Raw genomic sequence first — 14,677 nt, 5'->3', positions numbered from 1 at the left:
TTTCACTATCCCTGAATCGCTTTTTATGCAAGTACTTATAAGTCCGTCATCGCTACTTATATTAATAATAATGAACATATTTTAACACGTTCTTTTTTAAATCTCAATAGAGGAACGTGCCCATCTAGGATAGAGTTTCGCCTATTTTTTCGTTATTTATTCCGTAATTTTGCTTAATGTGCTTAATTGCTTCGCGTTTACTAAGTGGAGCGAGTTCGTTGTTTTGAACGTATTCCCATACCACATCTGGTTTTGTTTTTGCATATTCGCGAAGGACCCAGCCGATTGCTTTTTGAATGAAAAATTCTTTTGAGGAATGTAGTTGCCCGATAATCCAGAAAAGGAGTTCTTCATCCATTTTTTGTTTATATTTTAGCTGGAATAAAATAGCGGCACGCTGTAACCATATGTTTTCTGATGCAATCCATTTTGGAATATATGCAGAAATTAATTCTGGATGTTTTAAAAAGATAGCACCTAAAAATGTAGGGACGATGCTATCAACAGAATCCCACCAAGATTTTGTGACAATAAGTTCTTCTAAAAATGGGATGTGAGTTTCATTTATGTGTTTTTTATATTTTTGCATGATATCGAGTGCGGCAGCTTGAAATTCACGTTCTGGTAGGTCCCAAAGTTCACGCACGATAATTTGGAAGTCCTTTTTATCTGGGAGAGTATGTATTTGAATTACGTCTTTCAATAACTGTCTTCTCTCAGGAGTTTGAATACCGAGAAACGGGAAGTGATTTTTCATATAACGTGCCATCGGTTCTGCTTTTTCGGGATTTTGATGAGCTGTAAAATGCTCTTGTAATGCCCTTACAAATGGATGCATAGGTATGTACTCCTCTCTCATTATCTTTCTCTTCTTATTATACAAAGAGTTTGGTTAAATTTTAAAACATAACTTGCACTGTAATGAAATATGTTGAGAAGAGAGAGGAGAGGATAAGATGGAAGAACAAGGCGTACTAGCAGGTTTCTTTGCTCTTAGTTTTACGTTTATTCTTGTTATAATAATTTGGGCAATTATTTCGTATTTGTTAACGGCTTTTGCACTTTATACGATGGCGAAAAATGATGGTGCAACTGATGGTGTTCTTGCTTTTATTCCGTTTATAAATAGTAAGATATGGGGTGATTTAGCGAAAGATAAATTACCAGATTTCTTGAAAGAAGAAGCAGGGTGGAAAGTATTTGGCATATATGTTGGATGCTTCATCTTTAATTTCGTACCAATTCTATATATATTAGCAACAGCTGTATCACTTGTACTGTCTATTTATCTTATCTACGCTATTTTGGATAGATACGGAACGAATTCCATACTATTTACGATCGTTCATACAATCACATTTTCGGTTTTCTTGCCGATTCATTTGTTCATTATTCGGAATGAGCCGGTGAGGTATAACGAGTAGGCGTATCAAAGTTGCCCTGCGGTCGATATATTTGGTTTCATAATAATTCGGATATGCTGAAAAAAGAACGAAAGCGCCCTGCTGAGCAGGGCGCTTTTTTCTACTACATAAGATAGCGTAAGTAAATGTAAATATGAGAAATGATTAATGAAACGATCATAATTGGGAATCCGACTTTTAGGAATTCCATGTAGCTAAATTTATGTCCTTCACGGCTAGCGATACCAGCTACGATTACGTTAGCAGAAGCACCGATTAATGTTCCGTTTCCACCTAGACAAGCACCTAATGCTAATGCCCACCATAGTACGTCAATTTGTGCGTCAGAAGGTGATAAACCTAGCCCAACTGCCATATCGTTAATAAGCGGAATCATTGTTGCAACGAATGGAATGTTATCGATTGTTGCAGAGGCGATACCAGATACCCATAGAATAAGGATAGATGCGTGAGAAATATCTCCGCCTGTTATCCCAATTACTTTTTGAGCTAACATTTTGATAAGCCCGATATCGATAAGTCCTCCAACGAGTACGAATAGTCCCGCGAAGAAGAAGATTGTTACCCACTCTACACTTGCGAATACCTCTTCAATTTCATGTTCTTTCACACCGATTAACATAAGTACAGTAGCGCCAGTTAAGGCGATGATAGCTGCATCAATATGGAAAATAGAATGAGTCATGAAACCTAAAATAGTAAGGCCAAGTACTGTTAAAGATTTCTTCATTAATACTGGGTCTTTAATGTATTGTTTTTCATCTAAGCTCATTAATTTTTTAATTTGTACAGGATCAGCAATTAATTGCTTACGGTACATGAAGTAAAGAATTGTTGCTGTAACAGCAATAATGATGATTATGATAGGTGCTAAGTTGAATAAGAAAGCATTGAAATCTAAATGCTTATTTGCAGAACCAATCATAATATTTGGTGGATCACCAATTAATGTTGCTGTTCCTCCGATATTTGAAAAAATAATTTCAGAAAGTAAATATGGAACAGGATTTACTTGCAAGATGCGCGTAATAGATAAAGTAACTGGAACAACAAGAAGTACTGTTGTAACGTTATCTAAAAATGCGGAGCCAAGCGCGGTAAGTAAGGAAAGTGAAATTAAAATTTTAATTGGATTTCCTTGTGCTCCTTTTGCGGCTTTAATGGCAACGTATTGGAAGACACCTGACTTACTTGTAATGTTTACCAGTATCATCATGCCGATGAGTAATGTAATTGTTCCCCATTCAATATGTTTCGTAAAGGCGTTGTGTAAGTCAACGACCCCTGCAATTACCATGAATGCCGCACCAAGAAGTGCGATGACAGCACGGTTAATTTTTTCAGAAATAATAATGGCATATGTAATTAAAAAGACTGCGATAGCGAAATAATACTGCCAGTTTGCGAGTTCTTGCGTTGTTTCGTGCAAAACTCTCATCTCCCTTCATTCACTTTTCTTAGTGTGTCAAAAAATTAACTAGATGGAACACACATAACGTCATTATAAAGTAGAAAAATGGCGGATGTAAATGAAAGGGTTTATTTTGTCATATTTTCTGCATAGGTCATTTTTTCTTATTTTTAAAAATATTTGTGGGCATCTGACATATATATAAGATACATCCAATCTGAATATTTAAAATCGAATCAGCATTCGAGCTTGTTCGTGTAGGAGTGTCAAATAGAAAGGAATGACAAAGATGATAAGGAAGGGATCGTATGGATGAACAACGATTTTTGTTTTTAGACTTTGAGTTTACGATGCCCCAGCATAGAAAGAAGCCAAAAGGTTTTTTCCCAGAAATTATTGAGGTCGGACTCGTTTCAGTTGTTGGTTGTAAGGTGGAAGATACGTATTCATCGCATATTAGACCGAAAACATTTCCGTCTTTAACGGATCGATGTAAAAAATTTTTAGGAATTAAACAGGAAGTAGTGGACAAAGGAATTTCTTTTCATGAACTTGTTGAGAAACTTGCAGAATATGAAAAGAGTTGTAAACCGACAATTGTAACGTGGGGAAATATGGATATGAAAGTCTTAAAGCATAATTGTGAAATGGCGGGAGTAGAATTTCCATTCTTTGGACAATTTCGTGATTTATCGCTTGAGTATAAGAAGTTTTTTGGAGAGAGAAATCAAACAGGGCTGTGGAAGGCAATTGAGGCGTATGGAAAAGCAGGAACCGGAAAGCATCATTGTGCACTTGATGATGCGATGACGACATATAATATTTTTAAGTTAGTAGAAAAAGATAAAGAGTATTTAGTCAAACCAGCACCTCCGACATTAGGGGAACTTGTTGATTTTTCGAAAGTGTTAAAGAAAGTGAGTACACAGTAACGACCAAATTGCAAAATATGTAATTTGGTCGTTTTGTTTTTTAAAGTTTGTAATCTTGCTTCAATTGCTGAAGTGTTTCTAGACTACGCCCCGCAAAAGGTGAATCATCTTCAGAAAATGAATTCATTTGAGTTTCTAATGCTAATTTTAGTGACTCTGTATAATCCGGAATTTCTCCTTCATATTTCTTCACCATTTGCTCTGGAATGTTCGTCTGTTCACGAAAAGCTAAAGCACGTCTTTCATGGAAGAATGGTACGTCAGCTTGTTTTACATTATGTAAATCACCTTGCACCGGATGTTTTAAAACAGCTAGTACTTTTACGACGTAACTGCCAGGACGGCTATTTGTAATTTCGCCGATGTATTTTCCAGTTTTATAAATACCAGTAACGATTTCACCAATTTCAAATGTTTCTCTCATATTTTTCACCTCAAGTTTATAGTAAGGAAAGTATAAGAAGGAGTCAAAGAAATTAGTTGATTTTTGAATGTCCTTGAGAATATGACAGGCTTCAACTATAATTTAAAATGATATAACAGAAAATTCTGATGTTGATTATTTTCATAAATTCCCTGATAAGGAGTGTTCTATATGATGCCTTTATATTTTCCTGAAGATAAAACGGAGTATATTATTCCAGGTATTGTTTGCGTTCTATTTATCATCGGTGCGGTTGCTACGTGGCGTATGTTTATTCGTGTATCAAAACGAGAAGCAGAGCGATTACAGAAAGTAGAAGAAAAGCTTTTAGCTGAAAAGAAACAGTAATTCATTTTTGCATGTTTCCCTCTATGCTCGGACAATCTAAGGGCAGAAAGTATTTTGGAGGGAATTGAATGAAAAGACGGCTTTTTTTCAGTTGTTGTTTGTTATTTCTGATGGCGGGTTGTGACCAAGGAAAGCCGAAAGAAATTGACGTGAAATTACATAATGCTTCAGGTGATGAAGTTGGGACTGCAAAAGTAGTTCAGCAAACAAGTGGAGTGAAGATTAAGATTAAAGCGGAAGGTTTTACACCAGGCCCGCATGGAATACATGTACACGAAATTGGAGAGTGTAAAGCACCTCGTTTTGAATCATCTGGGAATCATTTTAATCCAGACAATAAAAAGCACGGACGCCTCAATCCGAAGGGTGCAGAAAATGGTGATTTACCGAACGTAATTGCAGACGGTTCTGGAAAGATTAAAGCGGAAATCGATGCGCCGCATATAACGCTTGAAGAAGGAAAAACGACGATTCATAGAAAAGATGGAGCGTCTATTATAATTACAGAAAACCCTGATGATGGTATGACACAACCAACAGGAAAATCTGGTGATCGAATTGCTTGCGGTGTTATCGTAAAAAAAGCGTCGGACATGAAGAAAAAATAGAATGTACCGTGAATGGTAGATTTTGTTGAGAAACCACATGATAGTAAGTGGAATTATATCGATTTACCGAAAAAAGGAGGCTGTCCCAAAATGATTTTGGAACAGCCTCTTTTTTTGTTAGGAGAATGTATGACGCAGTCTGTTTAAAATTTCTTCTAAAACAGATCTAGGACAGCCAATGTTAATTCTTATATGGGCTTCTCCACCTGTTCCGTATTTCTCACCAGGATCAACGATGATTTTACCTTTCTCTTCAAGCAAGGCTGTTCGTTTATTTTGAGAAAGGTCCAAGTGGGAACAATCAATCCACAGTAAAAAACTGCCTTCTGGTTTAATTATAGAAAGAGCTGGTATGTGATTTTGAATATACTCACAAGCAAATTGAGCGTTATCTTCAACGTACAATCGAATTTCATTTAGCCAATCATTACATTCTGTATAGGCACTTTGCATTGCTGTATAAGCAAATGTATTTAATCCATGGAATCCTTGTCTATATTGGATAGACATAAAGGTAGTACGGAGATTTTCGTTCGGAATAATAATGATCGATGCTTGCAATCCAGCGATATTAAATGTTTTGCTCGGAGCCATACAAGTAATAGTGCGTGCTGCTAATTCTTCAGATAAAGAAGCAAACGGTGTATGAGTATGGCCTCTATAAATAATATCGGCGTGAATTTCATCCGCGACAACGGTTACATTATATTGCGTACATAACGTACCGAGTTTTGTTAGCTCCTCTTTCGTCCAAACGCGCCCGATAGGATTGTGAGGGCTGCAAAGAAGCATTAGTTTTACACCTTGTTTAAATTGAGTTTCTAGATGCTCGAAGTCTATCTTATATATGCCATTTTGTTTAAGCAAGGGACTCTCACATAATTGTCTATTATTTGTTTTGACCATTTCAAAAAATGGTGGATAAATAGGAGGTTGTACGAGTACGGATTCTCCTTCTTTCGTTATAGCTTGTATGCTCGTACTAAGAGCTGGAACGATACCTGCGCTAAATACAATCCATTCTTTTTGTATTTCCCAATTGTATTGGCTTTTCGTCCAATTACAAATGATATCCCAAATATTTTCAGGAGGAAGTGTATAGCCGAAAATAGGATGTTCTGTGCGTTTTTGTAATGCAGTTTGAATTGGTTTTGGTACTTCAAAATCCATATCGGCAATCCAAGCGTGGATGAGCTCTTCATTTTTATATGTATCCCATTTTGTACTATGCGTTCCGCGACGATTTACCGTTTTATGAAATAGTTGCATATGTTTGCTCCTTTCTTCTGTCAAACTGTTAAGTTATGAAAATTCTCACTCTTCTTATAGAATAGCTGATGTGATACGATAAAGAAAAGCATTAAAAAGTGAAAAGGCGGGAAGCAGATGGGTGCATATGACAAAATGATTGAGGTTGTGAAAAATTGGGATCCGTTTCAAATGGGACCGGAGTTTTATGAAACAGAAGCGAGCGATGTTGTAAACGTCGTAAGTGTGTTTGATGATCCGAAATACATCGCAAAGAAGATTCAACATATATACTTTATGTCTTTTGAAGAAGTACCTGCACTTGAAAAATGCGAAAAATTAGCAGTAGAGTTACTCGTACTAAAAGAAGGCGGAAGTTGTTCATTATAGGCTGTCGGAATTTACGACAGCCTTTTTGTTTATTTTCATTTGTGCAGATTGATTAAAGCTTCACTTTATCCCGTTTTAACGGGCAGTAAGACTCCCGCCTCAAAATTCAGTTGAAGCAAAGAGGTTAGGCGAGAAATCAAACTGCCCGTAAAAACCCCCACGGATTAAAGCTTCACTTTATTGCGTCGCAAACGTAATAATTTCTTCATAAACATGATCGGGCTTTTCTTCAGGTAGTAAGTGCCCTGTATTTTCGTAAGAAATGAAAGTTGAATTAGGTAGGTCCTTATGGAGACGGTGTCCTACATGTACAGGGACGACGCGATCTTTTTCACCCCAAATGAGTAATACTGGGGTTTCGATTTTTTGTAATTCAGTTGAAGATAAGTCACCCTCGCGGTCTCTTATCATTCGAGTTAAAGCAGGGAATATACGATCATCATAAAAAGGAGCAGCATAGCCTTCCATCATTTCATTGTCAATTAATGAATGGTCATGAACGACATTCATTAAGTTATGGACGATGCCCCTTCGAATAATCCAGTTCTTCACGTATAAGTGGAAGAACGGTAAATAAGAGGAGTACAGTAAAGGTAAGTTTGCGCGTGCTAAATAACTAGAGCTACATAGTAAAATCGTCTTTGAAATTAATTCAGGGCGTAAACGGTTTACAAAGAGTGAAATTTGTCCGCCCATAGAATGGCCAACTAATACAATATTCGCGAGAGATAAATGTTCGATTAAATCGATAATAATAGCTGCTAAATTGTGATAAGAATATTTAAAGAGATGAGATTTATCACTTTTTCCGAATGGTGGTAAATCAAGGGCAATTACTGTACCTTCCTTTGTTAGTAAAGGAATGAGTCGTCGATAGCTAAATGAGGAAGAGAGGAAGCCGTGAACGAGTACGAAAGTAGGTCGTTCTTTTTTAGTATTATGTTCATACAATTCGTAATGAATAGTAGTCCCGCGAGTGGAAAAAGTGAAGTAAGGGCATTTGCATTCATGGTTCATTTTTTGTCACTCCATTGATTTTTGTTCATATCATCTCCCGGCAAGAAACAAAATATGTTAACAAAAAAAGGCAAGATGACGATGTCATCTTGCCTTTCGCATATTTATCCCGCAATTTATCGTGCAGTAGACTCCCACCTCAAAATTCGGCGAATGCGAGGAAGTTAGGTGGGAGATAACTGCCCGTAAAAGCCCGATTGGTAAGGGCTGATTAAAGTTTCACTTTATAATTACCCACGCACAATATTAGGTGGTGTTTTTCCTTGTAATCCTGCTACTAAATTTTCAGCAGCTGTCATTGCCATTTGCTGCCGAGTTTTTAATGTTGCAGATCCGATGTGCGGTAAAGTTACAACGTTTTGTAATGATAAGAGCGGATTCTCTTTTTGAATCGGCTCTTGTGTAAATGTGTCGATGCCGGCTGCAAATATTTTCTTTTCTGTTAACGCATGAATTAATGCAGTTTCATCTACTGTTTTCCCGCGAGAAGCATTAATGAAAATTGCTGTTTCTTTCATTAGTGAAAATTCCTTTTCACCGATAAGATGATACGTTTCATCTGTTAATGGAGTAAGAAGAATAATAAAATCAGATTGTTTGATTAAAGTTTGTAAATCACAATATGTAGCATCAAATTTTTGCTCAGCTTCTTCTTTACGGCGACGGTTATAGTAAAGGACATTCATATCAAAGCCGAATTTCGCTCGTTTTGCGACAGCTTCTCCAATTCGTCCCATTCCGATAATACCAATCGTACTATGATGTACATCTAGTCCGAAGTGTTCTTTTCCAATTTCAGCGTTCCATTCACCATTTTTTACATAGGAATTGAGTTCGCAAACACGGCGACCAGCAGATAACATAAGAGCGAAAACGAGATCGGCTACTGTATCATCTAACACATATGGAGTATTCGTTCCGATAACATTTTGTTTCTCCATCGCTTTTAAATCAAAGTTATCATGGCCAACAGAAATGTTACTTACTACTTTTAAATTAGGAGCAACCTGCAATAATTCTTCATTTATAGTAGATCCGAAATTTAATAACCCATCTTTATCTTTTATTTTTTCTAATAGAACATCACGAGGTACTTTCTCGTTTCGATCCCATTTTTCAAAATCACAGTGTTCTGATAAATAGTTTTCTACAAATGTTGGAACTGGTTCGGCAATATATACTTTTGGTTTCACGGTTCCATCCCCTTTCCTCTTTACCTGGATTGGTGTGTGCTAATAATCAGCGGGTATGAAGCTCCCACTGATTCAAGTTTCACTTTACCCCGCTATTTGCGGGCAGTAAGCTTTCCGCCTTGAAGAACAGCTAAGGCAAAGAATATAAGTTGGAAAGCAACTGTCCGTAAATGCCCGATTGGTGCGGGCTAATAATCAGTGAGATAAAGCATTCCACTGATTCAAGTTTCACTTTATTTTGACATAATTCTCAAAAAAAATCTTCTTTTCAAACTGGAAAGAGTATTTGTATAATTTAGACACAAACTAAAAGGAAGGATGATTTATATGGTGACAGAGAAAGAATTGGAATTATTAGCTTGTCTTGAAAAGAATAGTCGTTTATCTGTAGATACATTAGCGAAGTTGTTAAATATAGAAGTAGAAGAAGTGAAAAAAATGGTTACGAAATTAGAAAGTGAAAAGATTATCGTGGACTATGTAACACATATCGATTGGACAAAAGTGAAAGAACATACTGGTTTAACGGCGATGATTGATGTGAAAGTTACACCGAAGCGTGGTGTTGGTTTTGATGCAGTAGCTGAACAAATTTATCGCTATTCAGAAGTGAAATCCGTTTATTTAATGTCTGGGACATATGACCTTTCTATTACATTAGAAGGAAAGACGATGGGAGAAGTAGCGATGTTTGTTTCTGAGAAATTAGCAACAATTGAATCTGTCGTTTCAACGACAACTCATTTTATTTTGAAGAAGTATAAACATGAGGGGATTATTTATGAAAAGACAGATGATGATAAGAGAATTGTGGTGACACCGTGAAGCAATTTGACCTATCTAGAGTAGCAGAATCTTTACAACCGTCCGGTATACGAAAGTTTTTTGATTTAGCGGCAAGTATGAAAGGTGTTATTTCACTTGGAGTGGGAGAGCCGGACTTTGTTACACCTTGGAATGTAAGGCAAGCATGTATTCGTTCTTTAGAACAAGGATATACGTCATATACAGCAAATGCAGGATTATTGGAGCTCCGTCAAGAAATAGCAAAGTATCTAAAAAAACAATTTGCAGTATCTTATGATCCGAATGATGAAATCATTGTTACAGTTGGAGCGAGTCAAGCGCTAGATGTAGCGATGCGTGCTATTGTAAACCCTGATGATGAAATGCTTATTATTGAACCAAGTTTCGTTTCGTATGCACCGCTTGTTACGTTAGCGGGCGGGGTCCCAGTTCCAGTGGCGACTTCATTAGAAGATGAATTTAAAGTACAGCCAAATCAAATTGAAGCAGCTATTACAACGAAAACAAAGGCAATATTACTTTGTTCTCCCAATAACCCAACAGGCGCAATGTTAAATAAATCCGAATTAGAAAAGCTAGCTGTTATTGTTGAGAAGTATAATTTAATCGTGTTATCGGATGAAATTTATGCAGAGCTCGTATACGACGAAGCATATACGAGTTTCGCGAGTATTAAAAATATGCGTGACCATACGATTTTAATTTCAGGGTTTTCAAAAGGGTTTGCCATGACGGGGTGGCGTCTTGGGATGATTGCAGCCCCTGTTCAATTTTCAGAATTAATGCTCAAAATCCACCAGTATTCAATGATGTGTGCACCAACGATGTCTCAATTTGCAGCGCTTGAAGCATTACGCGGAGGGAATGATGAAGTAATTCGAATGAGAGATAGCTATAAAAAACGTCGTAACTTTATGACGACATCTTTCAATGAAATGGGCTTAACATGTCATGTGCCAGGCGGGGCATTTTATGTTTTCCCTTCTATAGCTTCAACCGGACTATCTTCAGCAGAATTTGCAGAACAATTATTATTAGAAGAAAAAGTGGCTGTTGTTCCTGGAAATGTGTTTGGCGGGAGTGGTGAAGGATTTATTCGTTGTTCATATGCAACATCGCTTGAGCAACTTATGGAAGCCATGAAGAGAATGGAACGGTTCATAGAGAATAAAAAAAGGACAAAACACAATACGTTCTGTCCATAAAAGGGGGGGAATACTAGAAAGCCATGTGTTAGTATTCTATCCTAATATTGGAGAATTATACGTATTACAGGAAATTTTTTCATGAATTTTGAATGAGTTCTATCATAGTGGTATAATTTACTAATATAAGGTGTAAGTATCCTCGGTATTTTACTTAGGATACTTATTCACCAATCGGATATTTAATAATAAATACATCTGCTTTGCTATTTACAATTGTAGAGAAAATGGTAAACGTATGGGAGTGTTTCACATGTCAGAACAATATACAACGGGAGTGGTTGTAACAGGGAAAGTAACTGGAATTCAAGATTACGGTGCATTTGTAGCTTTAGATGCAGAAACACAAGGACTTGTGCATATATCTGAAATTACAAATGGATATGTAAAAGATATTCATGACTTTTTAAAGGTCGGGGATACAGTAGAAGTAAAAGTACTTTCAATTGATGAAGAACACAGAAAAATGAGTTTATCGTTAAAAGCGGCGAAAAGAAAGCAAGGACGAATTCTTATACCGAATCCATCAGAGAACGGATTTAATACACTGCGAGAAAAGCTAGCAGAATGGATTGAAGAGTCGGAGGTAATAAAGTAAAAGAGGAACGCATATGAGCGTTCCTCTTTTACTGTGACTTATGATATATATATTTGCAAATATGATTGCATGCAATCATATTCGTATGTCGGAGGCGAAAAAGACATACTGACTATTGAATTTCATGTGTTTCTGGGTGAGTACCAAGATTCTCGGATGGTTTAAATAGTAAGCCGAGATTGATAAGCCCAGAAATACCAACGATGCCGTAAATAATACGTGCAAGAGCTGAGTTCTGTCCCCCGAAAATAGCCGCTACTAAGTCAAACTGGAAGAACCCGATCAGTCCCCAGTTAACAGCGCCGATTACAGTGAAGACTAATGCGATACGTTGCAAGGTACTCATGAAAAGTCCCCCCTTAATGTGAAGCGTGAGCAAGCAAGGAGTTAATAAGAAAATTTAACTCCTTTATAGAATGGTATAGTTTTGTTGTTTTTATACATGAAAAATGTACGAAAAACGATGTATATACATCTATACCGAAAAATTCGAATTTTTATGCAAAAAATGAACTTTTTCTAAAAAATAAATAATGGTTACGTTTACAATTGTTGAATCGCTTGATTTACAACTTTAGTTTCGCTAAAGTGAATACAGAAATACATATACATAATTGGAGGGAAAAAGATGAGTACACATGTAACGTTCGACTATTCTAAAGCGTTATCCTTCATCGGTGAAAATGAACTAACTTATTTACGTGATGCAGTAAAAGTAACACATCATGCAATCCACGAAAAAACTGGAGCTGGGAACGATTTCCTTGGGTGGGTAGAGCTTCCGCTTCAATATGACAAAGAAGAATTTGCTCGCATTCAAAAATGCGCAGAAAAAATTAAAAATGACTCTGACATTTTACTTGTTGTAGGTATTGGTGGTTCTTACCTAGGAGCACGCGCAGCAATCGAAATGTTAAACCATTCTTTCTATAACACGCTTTCTAAAGAACAACGTAAAACTCCACAAGTGCTATTTGTTGGACAAAACATTAGCTCCACTTACATGAAAGATTTAATGGACGTACTAGAAGGTAAAGACTTTTCTATTAACGTTATTTCCAAATCAGGTACAACAACAGAGCCTGCAATCGCATTCCGTATTTTCCGTAAATTATTAGAAGAAAAGTATGGAAAAGAAGAAGCACGCAAACGTATTTATGCGACTACAGATAAAGCGCGCGGTGCTTTAAAAACATTATCTGATAATGAAGGCTACGAAACGTTCGTTATTCCAGATGATGTTGGCGGTCGTTTCTCTGTATTAACACCAGTAGGTTTATTGCCAATCGCTGTAAGTGGTCTAAACATTGAAGAGATGATGAAAGGTGCAGCTGCTGGTCATAATGATTTCGCGAAATCAGAACTTGAAGAAAACCCAGCTTACCAATACGCAGTAGTTCGTAATGCTCTATATAATAAAGGGAAAACAATTGAAATGCTTGTTAACTATGAGCCAGCACTTCACTACTTCTCTGAGTGGTGGAAACAGTTATTTGGTGAAAGTGAAGGAAAAGATCAAAAAGGTATTTTCCCATCTTCAGCAAACTTCTCAACTGACTTACACTCATTAGGTCAATACATTCAAGAAGGTCGTCGTGACCTATTCGAAACAGTTCTTAAAGTAGGTAAATCTACACACGAACTAAAAATTGAATTAGACGACAACGATTTAGATGGATTAAACTACCTTGCTGGTGAAACGATAGACTTCGTAAACACAAAAGCATACGAAGGTACATTACTTGCACATAGCGATGGCGGAGTACCAAACTTAATCGTAAACATCCCTGAATTAAATGAGTACACATTCGGTTACCTTGTATACTTCTTCGAAAAAGCATGTGCGATGAGCGGCTACCTATTAGGCGTAAATCCATTTGACCAACCGGGAGTAGAAGCATACAAGAAAAACATGTTTGCTTTACTTGGTAAACCAGGATTTGAAGAATTAAAAGCAGAATTAGAAGAGCGTTTAAAATAATGAAAAGCGATCGGGTCTCCGGTCGCTTTTTATTATTTTATTGAAAGGTACATCGGTATATTCAAACTAGAATGGGTATGCTAAAGGAAAAGTCTAGGAGGGATGGGCTTGATTCCGATTCAATCAAAATTAGAAGGATGTACATATGCGTTATATAAGTTAGAAGAGGTTATGAAACCACTTGGATATAGTATTGGCGGCAATTGGGATTATGCTAAAGGATGCTTTGATTATAAAATCGACGAAGAAGAAGGGTATCAATTTTTACGCGTACCATTTACAGCGGTGGATGGGGAACTAGATGTGCCTGGTGTAATAGTCCGTCTTGAAACACCGTATATTCTTTCGCACGTATATCAAGACGAACTAGATGATAATGTTAATGCTTTAACAGCTGGAACGAGTGGATTGGATCAATTTGCGGAGCCGCAAGATCCAGATGGAGATGTGAAAAGAAAGTATGTCAATATTGGTAAAGTATTGGTACAAGAACTAGAAAATCATTTTTTTAATGGTGAATAACGATGAGTATGTCGCTTTCTATGAGAATGAAAGAATGAACTGGATTGATCATATATTGTTCGTCGCGCTTTACACCTAGTAAGAGAATGTTTTGTTTTAAAAGAGTATAGCTACAATTTGCAAAGGATTGTCCGGTGCAGGACGGGGAAATCTCCATCAGTTGTAATTTGTTATCAGAGATTTCATCGTAAAGTGAGAATAGTACACCTGAAATGGAAGGGAATAAAAGAGAAGCGGTAAATACATAGCTCGTTAATTTATTTCCTTCTATAATTTCTGATACGCCAGCTCTCGTTGCATTTTGGATTTGTTCAGAAGTAAGAAGTTCAGCGATGCAGTGAATGTTTGGATTAAGTCCTTTTGCAGTTAAAATATTTAAAATGGACTGTGTATCTGCTAAGCTTTCGTTCTTCTCTTTATCTGATGTTATTAATATAGTGTGAGCTGTTGCAATGTTAGCTTTTAATAAAGTTTGATCGTGATGCGGACAACCTTTTATAAATTCTAAATGATGAAATGGCTTTGGAAGTAAAGAAAGTGTTTCATCAATTAAAACGATATCAAGGTTC

General features: G+C 36.7%; 18 protein-coding genes (1 of these 18 cut by a window edge). 10 read left to right on the top strand and 8 right to left on the bottom strand.

The annotated features are described in order from the left end of the window. Positions 1-124 precede the first annotated feature (124 nt). Complete coding sequence (locus JFT89_RS15840) at positions 125-838, bottom strand: DNA alkylation repair protein (RefSeq protein ID WP_016096631.1); 714 nt, start codon at positions 836-838, stop codon at positions 125-127. Between the two features lie 118 nt (positions 839-956). On the opposite strand from JFT89_RS15840, the gene JFT89_RS15835 reads away from it, so the two are divergent. Continuing rightward, a complete protein-coding gene (locus JFT89_RS15835) occupies positions 957-1,424 on the top strand; it encodes a hypothetical protein (RefSeq protein ID WP_201040346.1) in 468 nt (155 codons plus the stop codon). Between the two features lie 103 nt (positions 1,425-1,527). Here the strand turns inward: JFT89_RS15835 and JFT89_RS15830 are convergent, their stop codons facing one another. Further along, positions 1,528-2,853 carry an ArsB/NhaD family transporter gene (locus tag JFT89_RS15830; protein WP_002167463.1) on the bottom strand — a complete coding sequence of 442 codons (1,326 nt, stop codon included), beginning with the start codon at positions 2,851-2,853 and terminating at the stop codon, positions 1,528-1,530. A gap of 290 nt (positions 2,854-3,143) precedes the next feature. Between JFT89_RS15830 and kapD the strand changes: the two genes are divergently transcribed. Beyond that, positions 3,144-3,767, top strand: a complete 624-nt coding sequence (kapD, locus tag JFT89_RS15825) for a 3'-5' exonuclease KapD (protein WP_016093478.1) — start codon at positions 3,144-3,146, stop codon at positions 3,765-3,767. Positions 3,768-3,807: 40 nt separating this feature from the next. Here kapD and kapB read toward each other — a convergent pair whose 3' ends face one another. Then, on the bottom strand, positions 3,808-4,191 hold the full coding sequence (gene kapB, locus JFT89_RS15820) for a kinase-associated lipoprotein KapB (RefSeq protein ID WP_001209324.1): 384 nt from the start codon (positions 4,189-4,191) through the stop codon (positions 3,808-3,810). Between the two features lie 171 nt (positions 4,192-4,362). Here kapB and JFT89_RS15815 point away from each other — a divergent pair, with 171 nt between their 5' ends. Next, positions 4,363-4,539 (top strand): hypothetical protein, encoded by a 177-nt coding sequence (locus JFT89_RS15815; protein ID WP_000982763.1) that lies wholly within the window; start codon positions 4,363-4,365, stop codon positions 4,537-4,539. 68 nt (positions 4,540-4,607) lie between these two features. Next, a complete protein-coding gene (gene sodC, locus JFT89_RS15810; protein ID WP_016096632.1) occupies positions 4,608-5,147 on the top strand; it encodes a superoxide dismutase [Cu-Zn] in 540 nt (179 codons plus the stop codon). A gap of 117 nt (positions 5,148-5,264) precedes the next feature. Here the strand turns inward: sodC and JFT89_RS15805 are convergent, their stop codons facing one another. Further along, positions 5,265-6,416, bottom strand: a complete 1,152-nt coding sequence (locus JFT89_RS15805) for a MalY/PatB family protein (protein WP_016096633.1) — start codon at positions 6,414-6,416, stop codon at positions 5,265-5,267. A gap of 117 nt (positions 6,417-6,533) precedes the next feature. Between JFT89_RS15805 and JFT89_RS15800 the strand changes: the two genes are divergently transcribed. Continuing rightward, positions 6,534-6,785, top strand: coding sequence for a YugE family protein (locus JFT89_RS15800; RefSeq protein WP_002015854.1), 252 nt, complete (start codon positions 6,534-6,536; stop codon positions 6,783-6,785). A gap of 177 nt (positions 6,786-6,962) precedes the next feature. Here the strand turns inward: JFT89_RS15800 and JFT89_RS15795 are convergent, their stop codons facing one another. Together JFT89_RS15795 and JFT89_RS15790 are read right to left on the bottom strand one after the other, a co-directional pair. Continuing rightward, positions 6,963-7,802, bottom strand: coding sequence for an alpha/beta fold hydrolase (locus JFT89_RS15795; protein ID WP_002089283.1), 840 nt, complete (start codon positions 7,800-7,802; stop codon positions 6,963-6,965). 230 nt (positions 7,803-8,032) lie between these two features. Continuing rightward, positions 8,033-9,025, bottom strand: a complete 993-nt coding sequence (locus tag JFT89_RS15790; protein WP_033707267.1) for a 2-hydroxyacid dehydrogenase — start codon at positions 9,023-9,025, stop codon at positions 8,033-8,035. Positions 9,026-9,322: 297 nt separating this feature from the next. Between JFT89_RS15790 and JFT89_RS15785 the strand changes: the two genes are divergently transcribed. From JFT89_RS15785 to yugI, 3 genes are all read left to right on the top strand, one after another. Then, positions 9,323-9,820, top strand: a complete 498-nt coding sequence (locus tag JFT89_RS15785; protein WP_002067952.1) for an Lrp/AsnC family transcriptional regulator — start codon at positions 9,323-9,325, stop codon at positions 9,818-9,820. Beyond that, entirely contained in the window at positions 9,817-11,007 is a 1,191-nt protein-coding gene (locus tag JFT89_RS15780; protein ID WP_201040345.1) for an aminotransferase, read from the top strand. The genes JFT89_RS15785 and JFT89_RS15780 overlap by 4 nt, the downstream gene beginning before the upstream one ends. Before the next feature lie 253 nt (positions 11,008-11,260). Continuing rightward, the gene (yugI, locus tag JFT89_RS15775; protein WP_002015848.1) at positions 11,261-11,605 is read left to right on the top strand and encodes a S1 domain-containing post-transcriptional regulator GSP13; all 345 of its coding nucleotides are present in this window, start codon (positions 11,261-11,263) and stop codon (positions 11,603-11,605) included. 112 nt (positions 11,606-11,717) lie between these two features. Here yugI and JFT89_RS15770 read toward each other — a convergent pair whose 3' ends face one another. After that, on the bottom strand, positions 11,718-11,951 hold the full coding sequence (locus JFT89_RS15770) for a DUF378 domain-containing protein (RefSeq protein ID WP_002034535.1): 234 nt from the start codon (positions 11,949-11,951) through the stop codon (positions 11,718-11,720). 282 nt (positions 11,952-12,233) lie between these two features. On the opposite strand from JFT89_RS15770, the gene JFT89_RS15765 reads away from it, so the two are divergent. Both JFT89_RS15765 and JFT89_RS15760 read left to right on the top strand, forming a co-directional pair. Then, a complete protein-coding gene (locus tag JFT89_RS15765) occupies positions 12,234-13,586 on the top strand; it encodes a glucose-6-phosphate isomerase (RefSeq protein ID WP_002015845.1) in 1,353 nt (450 codons plus the stop codon). A 108-nt stretch (positions 13,587-13,694) separates the two neighbouring features. Next, positions 13,695-14,108 (top strand): YugN-like family protein, encoded by a 414-nt coding sequence (locus tag JFT89_RS15760; protein WP_002112567.1) that lies wholly within the window; start codon positions 13,695-13,697, stop codon positions 14,106-14,108. Here the strand turns inward: JFT89_RS15760 and JFT89_RS15755 are convergent. After that, positions 14,095-14,677, bottom strand: partial view of a potassium channel family protein gene (locus JFT89_RS15755; RefSeq protein WP_016096636.1) — the 3' portion only. It continues 413 nt past the right edge of the window; the window shows 583 of its 996 coding nt (coding positions 414-996); its start codon lies off the right edge, out of view; its stop codon occupies positions 14,095-14,097. The genes JFT89_RS15760 and JFT89_RS15755 overlap by 14 nt on opposite strands.

This window comes from Bacillus sp. TH25, from assembly GCF_016650935.1.
In the GTDB taxonomy this organism is placed as follows: domain Bacteria; phylum Bacillota; class Bacilli; order Bacillales; family Bacillaceae_G; genus Bacillus_A; species Bacillus_A mycoides.
Note: the sequence above shows the minus strand (reverse complement) of the source record. Positions and strands in the feature narration are given on the sequence as shown.